The sequence below is a fragment of the Komagataeibacter xylinus genome, assembly GCF_009834365.1.
GTDB lineage: Bacteria > Pseudomonadota > Alphaproteobacteria > Acetobacterales > Acetobacteraceae > Komagataeibacter > Komagataeibacter xylinus_D.
The window spans coordinates 591,494-611,672 of the sequence record NZ_CP041348.1; the positions used below are offsets into that span (position 1 = coordinate 591,494).

The 20,179-nt window shown below is 63.8% G+C and carries 18 protein-coding genes; 9 read left to right on the plus strand and 9 right to left on the minus strand.

Annotated features, from left to right (window positions below):
- Window positions 1–5: 5 nt before the first annotated feature.
- The 3 genes from FMA36_RS02835 to FMA36_RS02845 all read right to left on the minus strand — a co-directional run bounded on the left by FMA36_RS02835 (window position 6) and on the right by FMA36_RS02845 (window position 3,137).
- Entirely contained in the window at window positions 6–386 is a 381-nt protein-coding gene (locus FMA36_RS02835) for a hypothetical protein (protein ID WP_240906460.1), read from the minus strand.
- A gap of 106 nt (window positions 387–492) precedes the next feature.
- Window positions 493–1,536, minus strand: a complete 1,044-nt coding sequence (gene recA / locus FMA36_RS02840; RefSeq protein ID WP_078526443.1) for a recombinase RecA — start codon at window positions 1,534–1,536, stop codon at window positions 493–495.
- A gap of 179 nt (window positions 1,537–1,715) precedes the next feature.
- Window positions 1,716–3,137 carry a gamma-glutamyltransferase gene (locus tag FMA36_RS02845; RefSeq protein WP_159263541.1) on the minus strand — a complete coding sequence of 474 codons (1,422 nt, stop codon included), beginning with the start codon at window positions 3,135–3,137 and terminating at the stop codon, window positions 1,716–1,718.
- Between the two features lie 247 nt (window positions 3,138–3,384).
- Between FMA36_RS02845 and FMA36_RS02850 the strand changes: the two genes are divergently transcribed.
- Window positions 3,385–4,173, plus strand: coding sequence for a DsbA family protein (locus FMA36_RS02850; protein ID WP_159260662.1), 789 nt, complete (start codon window positions 3,385–3,387; stop codon window positions 4,171–4,173).
- Window positions 4,174–4,310: 137 nt separating this feature from the next.
- Here FMA36_RS02850 and hemA read toward each other — a convergent pair whose 3' ends face one another.
- Complete coding sequence (hemA, locus tag FMA36_RS02855; RefSeq protein WP_159260664.1) at window positions 4,311–5,612, minus strand: 5-aminolevulinate synthase; 1,302 nt, start codon at window positions 5,610–5,612, stop codon at window positions 4,311–4,313.
- A 165-nt stretch (window positions 5,613–5,777) separates the two neighbouring features.
- Entirely contained in the window at window positions 5,778–6,242 is a 465-nt protein-coding gene (locus tag FMA36_RS02860; protein WP_159260666.1) for a hypothetical protein, read from the minus strand.
- A 134-nt stretch (window positions 6,243–6,376) separates the two neighbouring features.
- On the opposite strand from FMA36_RS02860, the gene FMA36_RS02865 reads away from it, so the two are divergent.
- Genes FMA36_RS02865 through FMA36_RS02875 form a run of 3 tightly spaced genes read left to right on the plus strand, consistent with a single transcriptional unit; the run spans window position 6,377 to window position 10,577 of the window.
- Entirely contained in the window at window positions 6,377–8,299 is a 1,923-nt protein-coding gene (locus FMA36_RS02865; protein WP_159260668.1) for a transketolase-like TK C-terminal-containing protein, read from the plus strand.
- 32 nt (window positions 8,300–8,331) lie between these two features.
- A complete protein-coding gene (gene gap / locus FMA36_RS02870; protein ID WP_159260670.1) occupies window positions 8,332–9,354 on the plus strand; it encodes a type I glyceraldehyde-3-phosphate dehydrogenase in 1,023 nt (340 codons plus the stop codon).
- Window positions 9,354–10,577, plus strand: a complete 1,224-nt coding sequence (locus FMA36_RS02875; RefSeq protein WP_159260672.1) for a phosphoglycerate kinase — start codon at window positions 9,354–9,356, stop codon at window positions 10,575–10,577. The genes gap and FMA36_RS02875 overlap by 1 nt, the downstream gene beginning before the upstream one ends.
- A gap of 88 nt (window positions 10,578–10,665) precedes the next feature.
- Here the strand turns inward: FMA36_RS02875 and FMA36_RS02880 are convergent, their stop codons facing one another.
- From FMA36_RS02880 to FMA36_RS02895, 4 genes are all read right to left on the minus strand, one after another.
- Window positions 10,666–11,304, minus strand: a complete 639-nt coding sequence (locus FMA36_RS02880; RefSeq protein ID WP_240906461.1) for a LysE family translocator — start codon at window positions 11,302–11,304, stop codon at window positions 10,666–10,668.
- Between the two features lie 31 nt (window positions 11,305–11,335).
- On the minus strand, window positions 11,336–11,638 hold the full coding sequence (locus tag FMA36_RS02885) for a hypothetical protein (protein WP_159260674.1): 303 nt from the start codon (window positions 11,636–11,638) through the stop codon (window positions 11,336–11,338).
- Between the two features lie 157 nt (window positions 11,639–11,795).
- On the minus strand, window positions 11,796–13,688 hold the full coding sequence (locus FMA36_RS02890) for a hypothetical protein (RefSeq protein ID WP_159260676.1): 1,893 nt from the start codon (window positions 13,686–13,688) through the stop codon (window positions 11,796–11,798).
- A gap of 162 nt (window positions 13,689–13,850) precedes the next feature.
- Window positions 13,851–14,495 carry a class I SAM-dependent methyltransferase gene (locus tag FMA36_RS02895; protein ID WP_159263545.1) on the minus strand — a complete coding sequence of 215 codons (645 nt, stop codon included), beginning with the start codon at window positions 14,493–14,495 and terminating at the stop codon, window positions 13,851–13,853.
- An 86-nt stretch (window positions 14,496–14,581) separates the two neighbouring features.
- Between FMA36_RS02895 and FMA36_RS02900 the strand changes: the two genes are divergently transcribed.
- From FMA36_RS02900 to FMA36_RS02920, 5 genes are all read left to right on the plus strand, one after another.
- A complete protein-coding gene (locus FMA36_RS02900; protein WP_159260678.1) occupies window positions 14,582–14,983 on the plus strand; it encodes a VOC family protein in 402 nt (133 codons plus the stop codon).
- A gap of 73 nt (window positions 14,984–15,056) precedes the next feature.
- On the plus strand, window positions 15,057–15,881 hold the full coding sequence (dapF, locus tag FMA36_RS02905; RefSeq protein ID WP_159260680.1) for a diaminopimelate epimerase: 825 nt from the start codon (window positions 15,057–15,059) through the stop codon (window positions 15,879–15,881).
- Complete coding sequence (gene mtaB, locus FMA36_RS02910; protein ID WP_159260682.1) at window positions 15,878–17,125, plus strand: tRNA (N(6)-L-threonylcarbamoyladenosine(37)-C(2))-methylthiotransferase MtaB; 1,248 nt, start codon at window positions 15,878–15,880, stop codon at window positions 17,123–17,125. The genes dapF and mtaB overlap by 4 nt, the downstream gene beginning before the upstream one ends.
- A 1-nt stretch (window position 17,126) precedes the next feature.
- Complete coding sequence (ftsY, locus tag FMA36_RS02915; protein WP_159260684.1) at window positions 17,127–18,125, plus strand: signal recognition particle-docking protein FtsY; 999 nt, start codon at window positions 17,127–17,129, stop codon at window positions 18,123–18,125.
- A gap of 469 nt (window positions 18,126–18,594) precedes the next feature.
- Window positions 18,595–20,058, plus strand: coding sequence for a carbohydrate porin (locus FMA36_RS02920; protein WP_159263547.1), 1,464 nt, complete (start codon window positions 18,595–18,597; stop codon window positions 20,056–20,058).
- Window positions 20,059–20,179 lie beyond the last annotated feature (121 nt).

Genomic DNA, 20,179 nt, shown 5'->3' on the forward strand with positions numbered 1-20,179 from the left:
GGCGGCTATTTTCTGCCCGGCTTGCCGAAGCTGACCTGCGTGTCAGGCACAACAAAATGCTTGCCATCATCACTGTCGGACTGGTCATCATCGCCAGCCTGATTGGCGTCGTAACCCGATGAGATCATCCGCATCGCCTCAGCATCAGGGGGCGGATGATAATCCTCGGTCGCCCCGTCTTCATTGGGGGTGGGCGGCTTGGGCAGGTGGCGCGAGAGCGGGCGCAGGGCATTGTCTGCATGCGTGGCGTGGTGTCCCTCCCACGCGCTGCGGCCGAGCGGGCGGGGGGCTTCATCCACATCGGCCGGATCATTATTGTCGTCATGCCCGCCGCTACAGGCGGCAAGGCAGGCCAGCAAGCCGATCATTGCAAGACGTGGTCTCATTCCGGCTGCCCTTACCCCCGCTTTTCAGACCCTGCTTCCGCCATGGCACAGGCCACGCCAGAGCGCAGGGACGATAGCCTGTTACAATGGAACAGGCCAAGGGCAATCAGTCCGCCCCTTCCTCATCGGGACCGACCAGCATGGCCTCGGCCACGACACCGGCCTGCTCGCGCACACGGCGCTCGATATCGGCGGCCATTTCCGGGTGGTCGCGCAGGAACTGCTTGGCGTTTTCACGCCCCTGCCCGATCCGCTGGCTGTCACATGAGAACCAGGCGCCGGACTTTTCAACAATGCCTGCCTTGACGCCAAGGTCGATCAGTTCACCTACCTTGCTGATGCCTTCGCCATACATGATATCGAACTCGACCTGGCGGAAGGGCGGCGCCATCTTGTTCTTGACCACCTTGACGCGGGTCTGGTTGCCCGTCACCTCGTCCTTGTCCTTGATCGAGCCGATGCGGCGGATGTCCATGCGCACGGAGGCATAGAACTTCAGCGCGTTGCCGCCCGTTGTCGTTTCCGGGCTGCCGAACATCACGCCAATCTTGAGGCGGATCTGGTTGAGGAAGATCAGCATGGTGTTGGAACGCGAGACCGATCCGGTGAGCTTGCGCAAAGCCTGGCTCATGAGGCGGGCATGCAGGCCGACATGGCTGTCGCCCATATCGCCCTCAAGCTCGGCGCGCGGCACCAGGGCCGCCACGCTATCGACCACCAGCACGTCAATCGCGCCCGAGCGCACCAGCGTATCGGCAATCTCGAGTGCCTGCTCGCCCGCATCGGGCTGGCTGATCAGCAGGTTGTCCACATCCACGCCCAGCTTGCGGGCATAGCCGGGGTCAAGCGCGTGCTCGGCATCGATGAAGGCGCAGGTGCCGCCCTTGCGCTGCGCCTCGGCAATGGCGTGCAGCGCCATGGTGGTCTTGCCCGAGCTTTCGGGGCCATAAATCTCGACAATGCGGCCACGCGGCAGGCCGCCAATGCCCAGTGCTATGTCTAGGCCGAGCGAACCGGTGGAAATCACGTCCACCTGCTCGGACGGACGCTCGCCCATGCGCATGATCGAGCCCTTGCCGAACGCGCGCTCGATCTGGCTCAATGCCCCTTCCAGGGCCTTGCTTTTATCTATACCCGGAGCCTGTGCCATTGCCTGCCTACCTGGTTCGTGTGGAATGAAACCTTAATAACGGGCATTCCGCCCTGCCACGCCAGCCTGAAACAGGGGGCGGGTCATGTTCTGCAATATGGAACAAAACAGGATCATTTACAATGGTCCTGTTCCTTTCCCGCCCTGATAATGATGGCCTGCCAGGCAATAATCGCCGTTCAGCGCGGCCCCATGGCCAGCCCCGCCCCACGCGGGTCGGTCACGGCGGTGCAGGTTGCGCCATCGCCCGGCAGGCCGCGCGGGCAGGAAATGGCGTTTACGCGGCCCTGTGCCGTAACAGGATGGGAATCAGGTGTCTGGCCCGCAAGCAGTTGCCGCATGGCGATGCCGGTAGCCGCGGCCGCATCATTCTGGCCCGACCCCGCCACCACCGCACGGAAGGCGCGGCCCTGGCTGGCAATGGCGGCAGCATAAAGCGGCTGCGGCAGGCGCGCGGGCGAGGCACCGAGCACGATGCCGGTATTGCCCGCCATGCGCCCGGTACCAAACAGGTTGTCCATGCTCAGGCTGCATGCAACTGCCATGCCCCCGTGGTCAACCACGGTAAATGAGGTGGAAGCCGGCAGCGACGGCAACCCGCCGCCCCCTGCCCCGCCTGCATTGACAAAGGCCTGCGCGCGGGCGGTCAGGTCATCACCCGTGCCGCTGGCGTGGCTGCCATTCTGTGCGCGCCAGCCCGCAACACTGGCCTGCGCGCGCGTTGCCGCATCGGATGAGGATGCGGCACGGAACGCCACCGCAGCACCCAGCCCGCCATCGGCCGGCGGCGGCAGGAAGCTGACCTGCGTCTCGCCACTGCTCACGGAGAGCGGCAGCCGCTCGGACGGAATGGCCCCTCGCATGTCGGCCATGGTCAGGCCACCGCCAGCCTTCTGGCTGCCCGCCACGAAGGACTGGCCCAGCGCCCCATTATAAAGATCGCCCACGCCCATGCTGCGGATCTGGTCCAGCGCGCCGGAAAGATGGGTCTGCACCAGCGCATCGCCCTCGGCCAGCGCCTTGCCATCCGAGCGGGCGAATACAGCGCGCACGCCAGCATCAGCCAGAAGCGGCACCTGGACTGCGGCCAGATCGGTGGCAAGCTGGCGGCTCACATTGACGCCATTGGCCGCGAGCGTGATCGCATCCGGCACCATCTCGGAAAATGCGGCCGAGCCATATTGCAGGTGCATGAGGTACAGCCCGCGCGCCAGCATGGGCACCGCTGCCGGGCGGTCGGCATGCGACATGCCCGACCCGTCGGTCGCCCCAGCCACTGGCAGGAACATAAAGGCGCGGCCCCCGTTCTGGTCACCCGGACGGTAGGCAAGGCATGCGCCGCCCGCGCCAAGCGAGGCACGCGAAGGCAGTGTCACGGCCAGGGCCAGCCCCATGGCCGTGGCCGCATCCGCCGCATTGCCGCCGCGCTGGAGAATGTCTCGCCCGACCAGCGTGGCCTGCGGCTCATCGGAGGAGACAGTGCCGATCAACTGCCCCGGTGAGGGGCCAAACATGCTGGAAACGATCTTGACGGGCGAATAGTTCTTGAAGGCGCAGCCCGTAACCGAAAGGGCCAGAACGGCACAGAGCGCCGTACGCATGGACCGACGGGCGACAGGGGTGATCGACGAATGCTCAGGCACGCAACGCTTCTCCAATGGGCAGGTCGGCTTCATTCCGTTCAACAACGCGTAACGACCGCGCGATCATAGCAGACCCTTCACGACTTAGCGGCGTTCCGGGCCATCGGCAACAGGCATGGCGCCCCCACGGCCCCATGGCCCATTTCTTTCCGCTGCCCGATCCTTTACACACCACCCTATCGCGACATGACAACGGAGCAAACCCGTGACCTTTCTTTCGCCCCGCCGGAACCGACCACGCCTGCTGCCCACCCTGCTCGCCACGGGGGCAATCCTGGCTGCCACGGCGGGCGCGGGCAGGGCTGCTGAGGCACAGGCCAGCTTCACCCCTGCCCAGCGGCAGGAAATTGTCGAGATCATGCGCAATGCGCTGAAAACCGACCCCACCATCCTGTCAGACGCCATTGCCGCCCTGCGCAGCAACGCCAATGCCGCCCAGCAGAACGCGGCCCGCTCCGCGCTGGAAAGCCACCACGGCGACCTGACCACGCCCACCGCAAGCGATGGCGTGCTGGGCAATGCCAGGGGGCAGACCACCGTTGTCGAATTCTATGATCCGCGCTGCCCCTACTGCCGCAAGGTGCTGCCCGACCTCGACCGCCTGACGCGCGAGAACAAGGACCTGCGCATTATTGAAAAGGTCATTCCCGTGCTCGGCCAGCCCAGCCTGATTGCATCGCAGGCGCTTGTAGCGGCCTTCGTGCAGGGCGGGCAGGACGCCTATTTCCGCATGCAGGGCGTGGTGATGAACGATTCCGTGCAGCCCACGGTCGAGCGCATGCGCACGCTGGCTGGCCAGGCGGGGCTGAACGCCACCCAGCTGGTCAGTGACATGAATGGTGCAAAGGTCACGTCCATCCTGCAGGCCAACATGGAACTCGCGCGTGCGATCGGGCTCGATGGCACGCCCACCTTCGTGTTCAATGCCCGCCAGATCATTCCCGGCGCCGTCAGCTACGATGACCTGAAAAAGGCCATCGCGCAGAATCATTAAGAGAATAGAAGTTTCTGGGCACCGCCTTTTTCCAAATAAGGCGGTGTTATCCTGAAGCTTTTCTCTGTTGCAGGGTATCGGATCAGGCCCTTTCCCGGCTCCCATGATGGCGGGCGACCGGGAAAGGGCATGTGGCCTCAGGCCATGGCCACGGCAGATGCATCGGCCAGGTCATTGACCCGCAGCAGGTGGCCAAGGGCCGCCACCATCTCGTCCATCATCGCATCCGTATGGCGCGGCCCCGGCGTCAGGCGCAGCCGCTCCGTGCCACGCGGCACGGTGGGGTAGTTGATGGGGGTGGTGTACATGCCGTAATCATTGAGCAGCCGGTCGCTCAGTTCGCGGCAGCGCCGGGCATCGCCCACGGGGATGGGCACGATGTGGCTCGGCGTCATGTTGAAGGGAATGCCCGCTGCCCTGAGCTTGGTGCGGAAGGTATCGACACGCTCGAAAATGCGCTCGCGCCGCCAGTTGTCCTTGCGCACCTGCTTCACGCTTGCCAGCGCCGCCGCCACGACCGCAGGCGGCAGGGCTGTGGTAAAGATGAAGCCCGAGGCGCTCAGGCGCAGATATTCCACGATATTGCTCGAGGCGGTGATGTAGCCGCCATGCACGCCAAAGCCCTTGGCCAGCGTGCCCTCGATGATGTCCACCTGATCGGCCACGCCATCGCGCTGCGACACGCCGCCGCCCTGCGCGCCATACAGGCCCACGGCATGCACTTCATCAAGGTAGGTCATGGCGCCGTATTTGCGGGCCAGCGCGCAGGTGCCCGCGATGTCGGCAATGTCGCCATCCATCGAATACACGCTCTCGAACGCAATCAGCTTGGGCGCATCCTTCGGGGCCGCAGCCAGCTTCGCTTCAAGGTCGGCAAGGTCGTTATGCTCGAAAATGATCGTGCTCGACCCGCGCGCGCCCTTGATGCCCGCAATCATGGAAGCATGGTTCAGCCGGTCGGAAAAGCAGATCCAGCCGGGCATGCTTGTCAGGATGGTCTGGAGCGAGGCCTGGTTCGACACATAGCCCGAGCCGAACAGCAGCCCCGCCTCCTTGCCATGCAGATCAGCAAGCTCCGCCTCCAGCGCGGTGTGCACCGGGCTGGTGCCCGCGATGTTGCGCGTGCCGCCCGCACCCGCCCCATGTTCATGGATGGCGCGGATCGCGGCCTCGGTCACAACCGGCTCGACACCCATGCCAAGGTAGTCATTGGAGGACCAGACCACGACCTCCCGGTCTTCGGGGCAGGCGGGGGTGGATGGCGTGGGTGCGGTCTCGGGCTGCTCGTATAGCGGGTAGCGGTCGGCCAGCCGTGACAGGGGCGTAAACTGCCGGTATCGCCCCTGGGCGCGGATATCGGCCAGCGCCGTCTGGCAGAACCGGAAAAACGGATGCCCATCCACATGATTACTGGACACTGCTGGTTTTCTCCATGGCATACCCCGATCGTGTTTACGGGGCCTTCATTCATTACGCCCACCGTGCGGGGTGGCCCAGGCCGGGGGCGTGAAACCGCCCCTCATCGGTGCCAGGGCTGGCGGTTAACCACCGGCAACGGGGCCTTTATGGCATGATGGGGGCGGAAATTGCAAAACCGCATTGGACTACTCGACGTAAATGCAGACCTGCGTTGCGCTGCCGGCGGGCACGCCCCGGGCATCCATCTCGGTCTGGGCGGTGCCTGCGCCCGCATCCATCACCGCCTGCAGCACCGGCTGGCCATCCGTATCCACCGCCGCCTTCATCTCCGGCAGGCCGCTTGCGCCCCCCACCGGCACATTGACCACGATGGTGAACAGCGCGTTGGGCTTGCGCGCAAGCGCATCGGCCACGGCAGCCCTGACTGCAGGCTGCCAGTGCGCAGGCGGCGTGCCCGCCACGATGGTGACAAGCGGCGGCGCCTCGATGGCCACGATCCTGTGCGCCGGCATGGCAGGCGGGCTGGGCGGATCGCCTGCGTGGCGGTTGAAGGTTTTCTGGCTGACCAGCCGGCACCCGCCCATGGCTGGCAGGCACAGGACCGCCACAATAATGGCACGGCGGGCGAAACGGGGGGACGGACGGAGCATGACCTGCTACCGATACAGTATCCGCCACGCCGGGCATAGGGGCGCGTGCAGCAATGTTGCCGCAGCGCACCGGGCGCAGTAACAGTACTCCACCGGCTCCGACTGATCATACCCTGCTCCATGGACGACGCCGCATGCCCGAAGACCAAGAAGCCCTCGAGATCTCACCTGCCCTGCCGCCAGCGGCCCCTTCCATGCCCGAGCGGCTGGCAACGGCGATCCGCCATGCCATCGGCGTGCATGAAACCGACCGGCGTCATGCCCCGCATGCGCGCGTCATGGCCGGTCTGTGCGCGGTGCTGTGGAGTCGTTTCCTGCGCTTCGACCCGGCCAGCCCCGACTGGCCGGATCGTGACCGCCTGGTCATCTCCTCGCCGCGCTACCGGGTGCTGCCGCGCATCATGGCCGAACTGTCGGGGCAGGCCCCCCGCCCCGACACGCCTGCCGTGACCGACCGGCAGGCCTGCGGCCCCAACGGGCAGGGGCTGGGCGCTGCGATCGGCATGGCGCTGGCCGAGCAGAAGCTGGCGGCCCGCTTTGGCCGCTCGGTGGTCAATCACCGCGTGTGGGCGCTGGGGTGCTGGAGCGAACTTTCCACCGGCGTGGCGCTGGAAAGTGCCGCCCTGGCAGGCCAGCTCGGCCTTGACCGCGTAACCCTGGTGGTGGGCCTGTGGAGCACCGAGCGCGAGGAGGTGGACACCATCCTGCCGCGCTACAGCGCATCGGGCTGGTCGGTGCGCAAGGTCGATGCGGGCAATACCGAACAGATTGCAAGCGTCATCGCCTCGGCCCAGCGCACGCACAAGCCCTGCCTGATCGCGTGCATCGCCCCGCCCGAGACCGATCCGCCACCGCCCTTTGTCGATGATCCGGGCCTGTGGGCGGGGGCTGCGCGGCGGGGTGCCAGCGCGCGGCGCTCGTGGCTGCGCCGCCTGTTCAAGGACCGGCAGAAAGCCGAGTTCGAGCGCATGGCCCGCAACCAGCGCCCCGCCTTCTGGCAGCCTGACTGGCAGCGTTCATGGCGCGAGCACAGTGCGCTGCTGGCCCGTGCCTCGCCAGCTTTCTCGGCCCGGCGCGGACTTGAAACCCTGCATGAACTGCTGCCCGAACTGACCTGCCTGCGCTCGCGCCAGGGCATGATGGCCGATTTTTCCGCCCTGCGGCGCAGCAGTGCCGAGCCCGATCTTTCATGCGGCACGCAGGTGCATGGCATGGCCGCCCTGCTCAACGGCATTGCACTGCATGGCGGGCTGCTGGCTTTTGGCGCCACCACCATCATCGCGGTGGACCGCATGCGCCCCGCCCTGCGCTACGCCGCCATGACCGGCCAGCAGGTGATCTACCTGCTCAGCGATGACGACATGCCGCGTGGCGAGAACGCGGGCGGCTGGCAGCCTGTCGAGCAACTGGCAAGCCTGCGCGCCATGCCCAACATGGCGCTGTTCCGCCCTGCCGACCACCGCGAGACCATGGAATGCATGGAACTGGCGCTGCGGCGTACGACCGGGCCAAGCCTGCTGGTGCTGGAATCCGCCCCCTCGATTGCCGCTGCCGTGCCCGAGCGCGAACAGCATGGCCTGACCAACCTGTGCGCACGCGGCGGCTATGTGCTGGCCGAGGCCGAAGGCCAGCGGCAGGTCACGCTGGTGGCTACGGGGCACGAGGCCATCGTGGCGCTGGCGGCGCGCGCGCTGCTGCGCGCGGCGGGCATCGGAGCGGCGGTTGTATCACTTCCGTGCTGGGAACTGTTCGCCGCCCAAAAAATGACGTATCGTGCTGCCGTGCTGGGAACAGCGCCCCGGATCGGAATCGAGGCCGCATCGGGTTTTGGATGGGATCGCTGGCTTGGGCCGGACGGGCTGTTCGTGGGCATTGACGGGTTCGGGGCCTCCCCCACGCCTGATGCGCCCGACAGCCTGGCTGACATCACGCCCGAGCGGATCTGCCGCGACGCCATGCGGCTGCTCCACGCCCATGCCGGAACCGCGATGGAAACCATGGGAGGAAACGGCGCGCCTCCACCACCCGGGCTGGCATCGCTCGATGCCAGTGTGTGAACATGTCTGACCCTTACGGAGATAATAAGAACATGGCTGTTAAAGTCGCAATAAACGGTTTTGGTCGCATTGGTCGCCTCGTGCTGCGTGGCATCATTGAAAGCGGGCGCACCGACGTGGTGCCGGTCGCGATCAATGACCTTGGCAGCGTGGCCGACAACGCACATCTGCTGTCCTATGACAGCGTGCACGGGCGCTTCCCCGCCGAGGTGAAGGTCGAGGGCAACCAGATCATCATCACCGCCAATGGCCGCACCTACGCGCCCATCACCGTCTCGGCCGAGGCCGACCCCACGAAGGTGCCCTTCAAGGGCGTGGACGTGGCCCTTGAATGCACCGGCCGCTTTACCGACAAGGGAAAGGCCGCCCAGCTGATCACGGCAGGCGCCCGCAAGGTGATCGTGTCCGCCCCGGCCTCGGGCGTGGATGCCACCATCGTCTATGGCGTGAACCAGGACGTGCTGACGCCTGACATGACCGTCATCTCGAATGCCTCATGCACCACCAACTGCCTTGCCCCGGTAGCCAAGGTGCTTGATGATACGTTCGGCATCGAATGTGGCTACATGGTCACCATCCACTCCTACACCGGCGACCAGCGCACGGTGGACACGCTGCACAAGGACCTGCGCCGCGCACGCGGTGCCGCCCTGAACATGATCCCGACCTCGACCGGGGCCGCGCGCGCCGTGGGGCTGGTGCTGCCGCACCTCAAGGGCCGGCTCGATGGCACCGCCATCCGCGTGCCGACCCCCAACGTGTCGCTCGTCTCGCTCGACTTCGTGCCCAAGAAGGCGCCTGCCTCCGTTGAAGAGGTCAACGAAGCCATGCGCAAGGCCGCCGAGTCGGGCCCGCTCAAGGGCATCCTTTCCTACAATACTGCTCCCCTGGTCAGCACCGACTTCAACCACTCGCCCGCCTCCTCCACCTTTGACGCCACCCAGACGGCGGTGATCGATGGCGGCAAGCTGGTGCGCATCTGCAGCTGGTACGACAATGAGTGGGGCTTCTCCAACCGCATGGCCGACACGGCCGCCGCATTCGGGGCACTGTAATGAGTGCCGCAAGCTTCAAGACGCTGGATGACCTTGATGCCACGGGCAAGAAGGTTCTCCTGCGCGCTGATCTGAACGTTCCGGTGCGCAACGCCCAGATCACTGATGCAACCCGCATCCTGCGCCTGCTGCCCACCATTCAGGAACTGGCCCAGAAGGGGGCGAAGGTGATTGTTGTCAGTCACTTCGACCGCCCCAAGGGCAAGCCGGTGCCAGAAATGTCGCTCGGCCCCATTGCCGATGCGCTTGGCGATGCGCTCGGCCGCCCGGTCACCTTTGTTGATGACTGCACCGGCCCCAAGGTGCAGCAGGCCGTTGATGCCATGCACGATGGCGACGTGGTGGTGCTGGAAAATACCCGCTTCTACCCCGGCGAGGAGCAGAACGACCCGGCCCTGGCCAAGGAATTCGCAGCGCTGGCCGACTATTACGTCAATGATGCCTTCTCCGCCGCCCACCGCGCCCATGCCTCGACCGAGGGCGTGGCCCGCCTGCTCCCTTCCTTTGCAGGCAGGCTGATGGAGACGGAACTCAACGCGCTCAACATCGCGCTTGAGAACCCCGCCCGCCCGGTGGGTGCCATCGTCGGCGGGGCCAAGATCTCGACCAAGCTCGACCTGATCGGCAACCTGCTTGAAAAAGTGGACGTGCTGATCATTGGCGGCGCGATGGCCAATACCTTCCTTGCCGCACAGGGCGTGGATGTGGGCCGCTCGCTGCAGGAGGCCGAGATGCACGACACCGCGCGTGACATCATGGCCAGGGCGAAGGAAAAGAACTGCACGATCATCCTGCCGGTTGATGTCGTGACCGCGACCGACTTCAAGGCGGATGTGCCCACGCGCACGGTGCCGGTCAGCGCCATTCCGGCTGATGCCATGGCGCTAGACGTGGGACCGGAAACGGTCAGGCTGATCAACGAGAAGCTCACCACGCTCAAGACGCTGGTCTGGAACGGCCCGCTTGGCGCGTTCGAGATCACGCCGTTCGATACGGCCACCAATGAAGTCGCCCGCGAAGTCGCCCGCCTGACCGATGCGGGCGCGCTCAAAAGCATTGCGGGCGGTGGGGATACGGTCTCCGCCCTGCGCCATGCGGGGGTGGAGAAGCATATCTCCTACATCTCGAGTGCGGGTGGTGCCTTCCTTGAATGGCTGGAAGGCAAGACCCTGCCCGGCATCATGGCGCTTGAAGCCGTGTTTGAGCGGGCCATGCCCATCTGACAGGCCATGCAGTCATGACGTGAAGGAAGGGACCATCATCTGGTGGTCCCTTTTTTCATGGGCGCGCCGCTTTTTTTCAAACAGCCGTTCAGTACCGCGACAGGCCCAGCCGCAGCCCGAAGCCGATGAAGACACAGCCGGTCAGGCGGTCCATCAGGCGTGCCGTCGCCCCCCGGCGCAGCAGGCGCGCGAAGGAATGCGCCATGCAGCCCACCACCACCAGCCATAGCAGGCTCACCCCTGCCTGCACGCCCGAGAGCACAAACAGATAGGGACCGACCTGCACATGCGCCGGCACGAATTGCGGCAGGAAGGAAATATAAAAGACCCCGATCTTGGGATTGAGCAGATTCTGGCACAGCCCACGCAGGAAATGGCCCCGTGGCGGCCCGCGCCGGACGGTATCAGGGGGCAGCATGTCACTGCGGGGCCGCAGCAGCATCTTCACCCCCATCCACAGCAGGTAGGCTGCGCCGCAGACACGGATCGCATCAAACGCCAAACGCGAGGCCGCAAGCAGCGCCCCCAGCCCGGTTGCGGCGGCAAGTCCCCACGCCAGGCAGCCACAGGCGATGCCCATGGCGGTTTCCACCCCTTTCCCCCACCCATCCCGCGAGGCCGTGCGCAGCACGAGCGCCGTATCCAGACCGGGGGTCAGCGCCAGAATGAGGGCCGCAAGCACAAAGGAAAGAAGGGATTGCGAAACCGTCACGCTGGTCTTCCTCATGCCATCGGGGCTGAAATTCCGCTGCTGCCGCCTAGCGGTTGTAGGGGTTGGTATCCACGCGCACGGCCTTGCCGGTGCGGTCGTAATACAGTACGGCGGTGCCGCGTTTCTCCGCGTAGCCATCCGGCTCGCCGGAGGGCGTCCAGAACAGCAGGCGGTTCACGTCTGGCTGTTCCTTGATGCGGTCACCCTTGGGAATGAAGCGGTACTGGCTGTAATCCATATGCAGGGTGGGCAGCGGCGGCTTTTTGGAAAGCTGGTGCATGGTGGCATGGCGCTGCGAGGCCTCGCCGGGGTCTTCATTGCCTGCATCGGCATGACCGCTCTCCGCCATGGCCATACCTGGCGCGACAGCAGCGCCCAGCCACGCAGCAAGGACCAAATGCCGTAACCTGATAGACATGAGCGCAGGCCTTTCCGTTCTTCCCGATTGCGGGGCCACCATCCCCCTTTTCCCGGCCTGACGCAATATCCGCCGTGGCACGCCTGCCTTACTGGAAAGGCAGGTAGCGGAAATCAAAGAAAATTTCGCTCAGGCTGGTCGTGGGCGCGCCGCCCATGCCACCCCATGTATGCACGCGCGAATAGGCCAGTTGCGTGCCAGCCTGCACCGTGCCGTACTGGCCGTGGATGAAACGGTACCATGCCCCGATGGTGAACTCCTCCACCGAGCGGATATTGGCCGTGCAGTTGCCCAGCGCGGCACTGACCGCATCGGAGGCCTCGGTCTCGCAGCCGGTATTGTTGGCCATGGGGTTGCCGTAACCATAAACCCCGCCATTTTCATCAAAATAACTGCGCCCCGAACGCTGCATGCCAAAATAGCCATACACGTCGATCGTTTTGTTGGGGTGCGCGATCACGCCTGCCGTGGTCTGCGCACTCGACAGCAGGGCGGGCGCGCCATTGGCACGCAGCGTGGCATCAGGCAGCAGCACCGAGCCGTAACGGCCAATGCCCTTGCCCGCCAGGCCAGCCAGCCGCACTTCCAGCCGGTGGGGAATGACCGGCAGGATCATCGAGCCACCCACCCCCCAGGCAATGGCGGTGTGGTTCTCGCCCACGCCGTTGCTCATGACCGAACGGTCATGCGGGAAGTGGACAACGCCCTCGACCTCGTAATGGCCCCATGAGGGGTCCCATGCCACCTTGCCAATGACGTCGGGCGCGATCTCGTTGGAATAGTTGGTGGTGGCGCTGCTCAGCCCCACGCCGTTCGAGCCAAGCTTGGCGTAGCCGCCGTTGGCCAGGCTGTATTCACCATTGTCACCCGCGGCAGAGAAGCCGGTGGTGTCATAGATGGTGGCCGGGTTCTCGATCGACAGGCCGGTCCACAGGCGGTGCTTGAGGAAGTCCTTGACGATGCGCACCTGCCACTGCCGCGACCAGGTCTGGCCCGCGAGGATGGAGGATTCAATCGTTTCGGGCAGGCTTTCCTGGCGGGGCACGATGCCCACGCGGTCCGGCGTGAGCATGGTCCAGGCCTGACCGATGAGGAAATGCAGGTCCGCACGCGAATCATCCAGCGTCAGGTAAGCCTGCCGCAGCCGGGGCACGTAGGAATTGCTCTCGTACGGGTTGGTGGTCTCGGCACTCGCGCCAAAATCGGTTTCAACAAAGCCCGCCACGGTCAGATGCGGGTTGAGCTGCCCGCGCGCCATGAGCGAGAAACGCGAATACCGCGCATCGCCATTGAAGTTGGTGGTGTGGAAGTTCGAGCTGTTGCGGAAGGGAATGGCGTTCCAGTAGTTGAAGATGCCCGATGAAACCTGACGGTTCTCGACCAGCGCCGCCGCATCGAAAAACCCGCCAAGGATAATCGCCACCGGGCCAAGGTGGAACACCTTGCTGCCCAGCGCACCCGCCGACTGCGCGCCCACCGTCTCGCGGTTATGGGGGCCGACATTGTTGTTGGCCATGTGCGAGATCAGGTCTTCCTCGCGGTGCGCCACCACGGATTCAACCGTAGGCTGGTCACCAAGTGCGGATGTGGGGTCGGAATAGCCGCCAATATGGGGGCGGCCCGCCAGTTCGCCGCCTGCCACCGCCTGCTGCGTTGCATGGCCTTCCACCGGCACCCAGCCGCCGCGCACATGCCCGCCCGAGCCCGTGACCTCAAGCGGATGGCCCGCGCTGCCACTACCTGCCGCCGACGTGCCGCCAAGGCGGGCGCGATGCTGGGCGATCTGCTGGTGCATGGCGGCGAGTTCGTTCTGCAGGGCCTGCTGCTGCTGCTGCAGGTGGGCCATCTGGCGTTCCATGATATCCAGCGATTCGGGGTCCTCATCGCCCCATGCGGCGGCCATGGGCACCAGAACGGAACACAGCATGAGCAGGCTGGCCAGACGGCCGGCAGGCTTGCCGGAGAGGAACGGAATCTGCATGTATCGCCAGAAGGCCCCAGAACAGGTTTAAGACAGGATGTGACAAAACATGTCCGGCAGGCCGGGTAAATGATAATTTGTTTTAATAAGTCATGATCCGCCGCGCCGTGCTGTTTGTGCCACGCGCTTCGTGGCGGAATACAGCGCTGCGTGCCGCCAATGTTACAAAATGTCAGGACGGCGGGCCGTCAGCGCCATGACCGCATCCTTCCAGAACATGTCCTCCGGCGCGGGGGTCACGCTGCCGGTATCCACCGGGCCGAAACCCGCGCGCTGCAGCAGCACGCCAAGCATGCGCCCGCGATCATCGGGTTCAAGCGCCTGCCACAGCGCCGTGGCCTTTTGCGGTATGAAGCGCGTGCCATATGTAATGATGATCAGGCCACCGGGTTGCAGCACGCGCGCAATTTCACGAAACACCTGCACCGGCTGGCGCAGGTAGGGCACCACATCGCACACAAGCGCGGCATCCATGCTTTCATCAGCGAGCGGCAGGTCGGGGGTTTCGTTGATGTCCTCCACCACTCGGTCGGTCAGGCGGGTATTGGCATCAAGCGCCTGCGCGTTCACGCCGATGCCGATCACGCTGTCGAATTCCATGTCGGGCGGCAGGTGGCTGTCAGGGCCTGCCATCAGGTCGAGAATGTTGCCATCCTCGGGCAGGAGCGTGCGATAGAGCGCCGTGATGGCCGTCTGCGCACCCTGATCGAGCAGGGGGCCGGTAGGTCTGCGCGAATAGAACAGCGTATCGGACTCAGCCGAGGCGACGGTGAAGGAATGCGGGTGAAACCCGTGCAGGTCGTTCATGAATGTGCCAGACAGTGCAGGTGTAACAATGCGATACGGGGTGGGCGTATCACGCCCCATGCCGTGGAGAACAGGAGAAAAGCCGAATGGCCCGTATGATCCATTCCATGATCCGCGTGCTTGATGAAGCCGCGAGCCTTGCCTTCTATGAAACCGCCTTCGGCCTGAAAGTGGCCGACCGGCTTGTTTTTGATAGCTTCAGCCTTATCTACCTGTCGAATGATGAACAGACATTCGAGCTGGAACTGACCGTAAACCACGGCCGCACAAAGCCCTATGATCTTGGTGATGGCTATGGCCACCTTGCCGTGTCGGTGGCCGATGTGGATGCCGAGCATGCCCGGCTGACAGAGGCCGGCCTTGCCCCGCTGGCCGTGAAGGACATGGCCTGTGGCGAGCGGTTCGTGGGCAGGTTCTTCTTCATCACCGACCCCGATGGCTACAGGATCGAGGTGCTGCAGCGCGGAAAGCCGGGGCGTTTTATCTGATCGGGCTTGCAAGCGGGCGCGGGCGGTGTCATCCCGCTCGCATAAAGGGGTAGCGAACCGCTATACAGGACGGATGATGACCGGTTTTTTGAAAATGCACGGGCTGGGCAATGATTTTGTGGTGGTGGATGAGCGCGCGCAGCGCCATGACCTCACGCCTGCCCGCATTGCCGCCCTGTCCGACCGGCACACCGGCATTGGCTGCGACCAGTTCGTGATCCTGCGCCCGGCCTGTGCCGAGGGAGCGGATGTGTTCGTACGCTTTTTCAACGCCGATGGCTCGGAAGCCGGTGCCTGCGGCAACGCCTCGCGCTGTGTGGCCGACCTTGTGGCGCGTGAGAGCGGTCGCACCAGCGTTGGCTTGCAGACCCGCGCGGGCGTGCTGCCCGCCACCATCATCCGCCCCGGCATGGTTACGGTGGATATGGGCGTGCCCGCTCAGGGTTGGGAAGATGTACCGCTGGCCGAAGCCATGGACACGCTTTACCTGCCCATTGCAGGCGACCCGGCGGCGGTGTCGATGGGTAACCCGCATGCGACCTTCTTCCTGCCCACGCCCGATGCGGTGAACCCGTGCGTGGCGGGGCCGGAACTCGAGCACCACCCGCTTTTTCCCCAGCGCGCCAATATCGGCTTTGCCCATGTCACAGCACCTGATGCCATGCGCCTGCGCGTATGGGAGCGTGGCAGCGGGCTGACACGCGCCTGTGGCTCGGGTGCCTGCGCCGCCGTGGTCAACGCCATACGGCGCGGACTGGTCGGGCGCACCTGCACCGTGGCGGTGGATGGCGGCGAACTGAACATTACGTGGCGCGAGGCCGATGGCCACGTGCTCATGACCGGCCCCGCCGTGACCAGCTTTACGGGCCATTTCAACCCTGAAGACTATCCCCGATGACCAAGCCCGAAATCCTGACCTTCGGCTGCCGCCTCAACACCTATGAGAGCGAGGTGATGCGCAGCCATGCCGCGGGGCTGGACAATGTAGTGATCGTGAACACCTGCGCGGTCACGGGCGAGGCCGAGCGGCAGGCACGCCAGGCCGTGCGCCGCGCCCACCGCGAGCGCCCCGATGCCCGCATTGTGGTGACCGGCTGCGCCGCCCAGATCGACCCCGAGCGCTGGGCGGCCCTGCCCGGCGTAACCCGCGTGCTGGGCAACCGCGAGAAGCTTGAAGCCGCAAGCTGGAGCGAGATGGCGCTGGGCGAAGGCCATGCCGTGTCCGACATCATGGCCGCGCGAGAGACAGCGCCGCATCTGGTCACCGAGTTTGCCGGGCGCACCCGCGCATTTGTCGAGGTGCAGCAGGGCTGCGACCATCGCTGCACCTTCTGCATCATTCCCTTTGGTCGCGGGCCGTCGCGCTCGGTGCCGGTGGGGGCTGTGGTGGAGCAGGTGCGCGCCCTTGTGCAATCGGGCTACCGCGAGGTGGTGCTGACCGGGGTGGATATTACATCATGGGGGCATGACCTGCCGGGCAAGCCGCTGCTGGGGCAGTTGTGCCGCAGGCTGCTTGCGCTCGTGCCCGAACTCGAGCGGCTGCGCCTCTCCTCGGTTGATCCGGTGGAGATTGACGAAGATATCTGGAAACTGCTCGAGGCCGAGCCGCGCTTCATGCCTTACCTGCACCTGTCGTTGCAGGCGGGGAGCGACATCATCCTCAAGCGCATGAAGCGCCGCCACCTCACGGCCGATGCCGCCGCTGTCGTGGCGCGCGCGCGGGCGCTCAGGCCCGATATCGGCATCGGGGCGGACATCATTGCAGGCTTCCCGACCGAGGATGATGCGTTGTTTGAACAGACACTCGAATTCGTGCGGGCCAACGCCCTGCCCTACCTGCATGTCTTCCCCTATAGTGAACGCCCCGGCACGCCTGCGGCGCGCATGCCCGCCATTGCGGTGCCCGAGCGCAAGGCGCGCGCGGCACGCCTGCGCGCGGTAGGGGCGGAGGCGGCACGCGCGTTTCATGAACGCCTGCGCGGGCGCACCCTGCGCGTGCTGATGGAAACCGACACGGCGGGCCATTCGGAAGAATTCGCGCCCGTGCGGCTGGCGCAAGGTGCTGTGTCGGGTGCGGGGCGGATCGAGACGGTGCGCCCGGTGGCGGTTGACGATAACGGACTGGTGGCGGAAATTCTCTGATATGGCTCTTGGCTTCTTCTCACGTCTCAAGGCGGGGCTTTCGCGCTCCACGCAGAAACTCAGCGGCGGGCTGACCGCCGTCTTTACCCGGCGCAAGCTTGATGACCAGGCGCTCGAGGATCTGGAAGACCTGCTGATTTCCGCCGATCTCGGCCCCAGCGTTGCGGGCAAGGTGATCGAATCCTTCCGCCGCTCCAAATTCGGCAAGGAAGTGACAGATGAGGAAGTGCGCCAGGCCCTGGCCGAGGAAATTGCCAACATCCTCCAGCCCGTCGCCATTCCGTTCGAGCCTGACCCGAAGCACAAGCCGCATGTAGTGCTGGTGGTGGGCGTGAACGGCACCGGCAAGACCACCACCATTGGCAAGATGGCCCGCTATTATGGCGAGCAGGGCAAGAAGGTGATGATGGTGGCAGGCGATACGTTCCGCGCTGCCGCCGTCGAGCAGCTTCAGGTCTGGGGCGAGCGCACTGGCGTGCCGGTGATTGCGGGCAAGCCCAATGCCGATGCGGCGGGGCTCGCGTTCGAGGCGCTGAAGCGCGCCACAGCGGAAGGCGCCGACCTGCTTTTAGTCGACACCGCAGGCCGCCTGCACAACAAGAGCGCGCTGATGGAGGAACTGGCCAAGATCATCCGCGTCATGCGCAAGTTTGATGAAACGGCTCCGCATTCCGTGCTGCTGGTGCTCGATGCCACCACCGGGCAGAACGCGGTGGAGCAGGTGCGGGTGTTCAAGGAACTGGTCAATGTGACCGGCCTTGTGGTGACCAAGCTCGATGGCTCGGCGCGTGGCGGCATTGTGGTCGCACTGGCCGATGCGTTCGGCCTGCCGGTACATCTGGTGGGTGTAGGCGAACAGGCCGAGGATCTGCGCCCCTTCTCTGCCGAAGCCTTTGCCAAGGGGCTGGTGGGTGATTCCATCAAGGTGGTTGAACGCGACGATGCCCCCGCTACCGAAGCGGACGAGACGCCCGAAGCCGGTCAGCCTCCGGCGCAGTAATGTCCGCGCCCCGGCTTTTGGGGATAACAGATCAAAGTTTCGGGGTGCCGCCTTTTTTCAAAGGGGGCGGCATTCTTTGAAGCTTTTTGAAAAAAGCTTCACCAAAAACTTCTTTATGATTAAAGCGCGTTCAAAGCGCTTTCATCTTTTCTCCTGCTAAAGAAATACATATATTTTTAAGGCCACCCGGCAGCATGGTGATGTATTTTCGAGAAGAAATATTCTTCTTGACAATACTTTTACCATATCTTGATCCATTTCGCAGCACAGGCCTATCGTGATTGCGGCTTCAGGCGCGTTTATGGGCAAAAATTTACTAAAAATTCGGATTTATGAACATTTTTTAATTATTTTATTTTAAATAGCAGGTATTTTACATCAATTCACCCTTATTTTATTAAATATGTTCAAAATATTACAAATTAATTAGATTTTATAGTTTGAAGTCAATTATGAAAATAATGCAATTATCGGGAAATTCTGGAACGGATTCCTCGTGAAGCAAATACTGACATCGATTGCTTTGATTTTCATAGTCGTGATCTGCATTGATGATGCGTTTGCCCAGAGTGAAACCTCCAAGTCCTTGCCCGTCGAGCTTGAACCTTACGCCGCCCATGCCTTTCCGCTTGAAGGCTGGGGCAACGCCGTGGTTGACCCGCAGGTGCCCACCCTGCATGGCGCACCGCATCTGCTTGGCCAATGGTTTGGCGCACGCCGGTGGCTGAACAAACATGGCCTGTACCTTAACTTCGCGGTCAATGAAGAATTCATGGGCAATGTGCGCGGCGGGCGCACGCGCTCCGACGTGCTGGCAGGCCAGGTTGCCGGTGAGCTGGATATTGACTGGCAGCGGCTTGCGCATGTGAGCGGGTTATGGACCCACATGCTCGTCATCAACGGTCACGGGCGCAACTTTGGCTACAACCTTGGTGATTCGGTCACCAACCCCGAGCAGATCTATGGCGGGCGCGGTAATGTCGTGGCGCATCTGGTGGCGATGTATGCCGAAAAGACATTCCTGCACAAACGGATTGTTGTTTCCGGCGGTGATATTCCGACCGGCAGCTTCTTTGCCTATGATTACGTGGCCTGTTCTTTCATGAACGTGTCGGTGTGCAGTAATTTCGCGCCGGGCAAATACGTGCCGGGCGGGCGTGACTGGCCTTCGGGCAATCTGGGCGGGGTGCTGCGCGTTTTCCCGGCCAAGAAAGTCTATCTCATGGGGGGCATCTTCATGGTGTCACCCCATTCCTATAACGGCGGCATTTCTGGCTGGGCGCTGGCCCAGAGCGGGATGAGCAAGGTCACATCACAGGTTGAGCTGGGCTGGATGCCGTGGTTTGGCAAACATTCGCTGCGCGGCAACTACAAGCTTGGTGCGTGGTATGACAATTCGCGTTATCCCAACCTCTATTCCGATATTCATGGCAACTCCTTCCAGCTTACGGGCCAGCCGCGCCGGTATGAGGCGGGCATGAGCACGGCGTGGTTCATGTTCGACCAGATGCTGGTGCGCAACGGCCCCGGTGTGGCGGAGGGCCTGGTGGCAGTGGGCGGTGCGGGCTATTCGCAGGGCAACCTGGTGGCCATGCGCGACCATGAATGGATTGGCCTTGTTGAATCAGGCTCGCCCTGGCACCGCAGGCAGGACCAGATCGGGGCCATGTTCCAGCATATGGACATGAGCAGCACGCTGTCGCTGCAGCAGGAATCATCGCGCGCGCTCGGCCTGCCCTACCTGAGCAACCAGTGGGGGCCGGTATGGGGCGTGCAGCATTGGGAAAATGTATACGAAGCGTTTTACAGCACGCACGTGCTGCGCAATTCCACCACGATGCAGTTTGACTTCCAGTACCTGCAACACCCCGGCGCCACGACGACCTTCCATGATGCTGCTGTGCTTGGTATTCAGTTGACGGCTAACCTTTAAGGGCACGTGGGAAAGACGAGCGGTGTCCGGCATTGTGTCGGCCTACCGTAACCTTTCCATTTTCATCTCTTGTCGCGCATAGCAGACTGGCAGGATACGCCTTCTTTGCGGACGTAAGAAG

Coding starts and splice junctions, on each gene's coding strand:
- FMA36_RS02865 (WP_159260668.1), top strand. CDS start 6,377: ATGCCCGAAGACCAAGAAGCCCTCGAGATCTCACCTGCCCTGCCGCCA.
- gap (WP_159260670.1), top strand. CDS start 8,332: ATGGCTGTTAAAGTCGCAATAAACGGTTTTGGTCGCATTGGTCGCCTC.
- mtaB (WP_159260682.1), top strand. CDS start 15,878: ATGACCAAGCCCGAAATCCTGACCTTCGGCTGCCGCCTCAACACCTAT.
- FMA36_RS02890 (WP_159260676.1), bottom strand. CDS start 13,688: ATGCAGATTCCGTTCCTCTCCGGCAAGCCTGCCGGCCGTCTGGCCAGC.
- recA (WP_078526443.1), bottom strand. CDS start 1,536: ATGGCACAGGCTCCGGGTATAGATAAAAGCAAGGCCCTGGAAGGGGCA.
- FMA36_RS02880 (WP_240906461.1), bottom strand. CDS start 11,304: ATGAGGAAGACCAGCGTGACGGTTTCGCAATCCCTTCTTTCCTTTGTG.
- hemA (WP_159260664.1), bottom strand. CDS start 5,612: ATGCCATGGAGAAAACCAGCAGTGTCCAGTAATCATGTGGATGGGCAT.
- FMA36_RS02835 (WP_240906460.1), bottom strand. CDS start 386: ATGAGACCACGTCTTGCAATGATCGGCTTGCTGGCCTGCCTTGCCGCC.
- FMA36_RS02860 (WP_159260666.1), bottom strand. CDS start 6,242: ATGCTCCGTCCGTCCCCCCGTTTCGCCCGCCGTGCCATTATTGTGGCG.
- FMA36_RS02845 (WP_159263541.1), bottom strand. CDS start 3,137: ATGCGTACGGCGCTCTGTGCCGTTCTGGCCCTTTCGGTTACGGGCTGC.
- FMA36_RS02895 (WP_159263545.1), bottom strand. CDS start 14,495: ATGAACGACCTGCACGGGTTTCACCCGCATTCCTTCACCGTCGCCTCG.
- FMA36_RS02885 (WP_159260674.1), bottom strand. CDS start 11,638: ATGGCGGAGAGCGGTCATGCCGATGCAGGCAATGAAGACCCCGGCGAG.
- dapF (WP_159260680.1), top strand. CDS start 15,057: ATGATGACCGGTTTTTTGAAAATGCACGGGCTGGGCAATGATTTTGTG.
- ftsY (WP_159260684.1), top strand. CDS start 17,127: ATGGCTCTTGGCTTCTTCTCACGTCTCAAGGCGGGGCTTTCGCGCTCC.
- FMA36_RS02900 (WP_159260678.1), top strand. CDS start 14,582: ATGGCCCGTATGATCCATTCCATGATCCGCGTGCTTGATGAAGCCGCG.
- FMA36_RS02875 (WP_159260672.1), top strand. CDS start 9,354: ATGAGTGCCGCAAGCTTCAAGACGCTGGATGACCTTGATGCCACGGGC.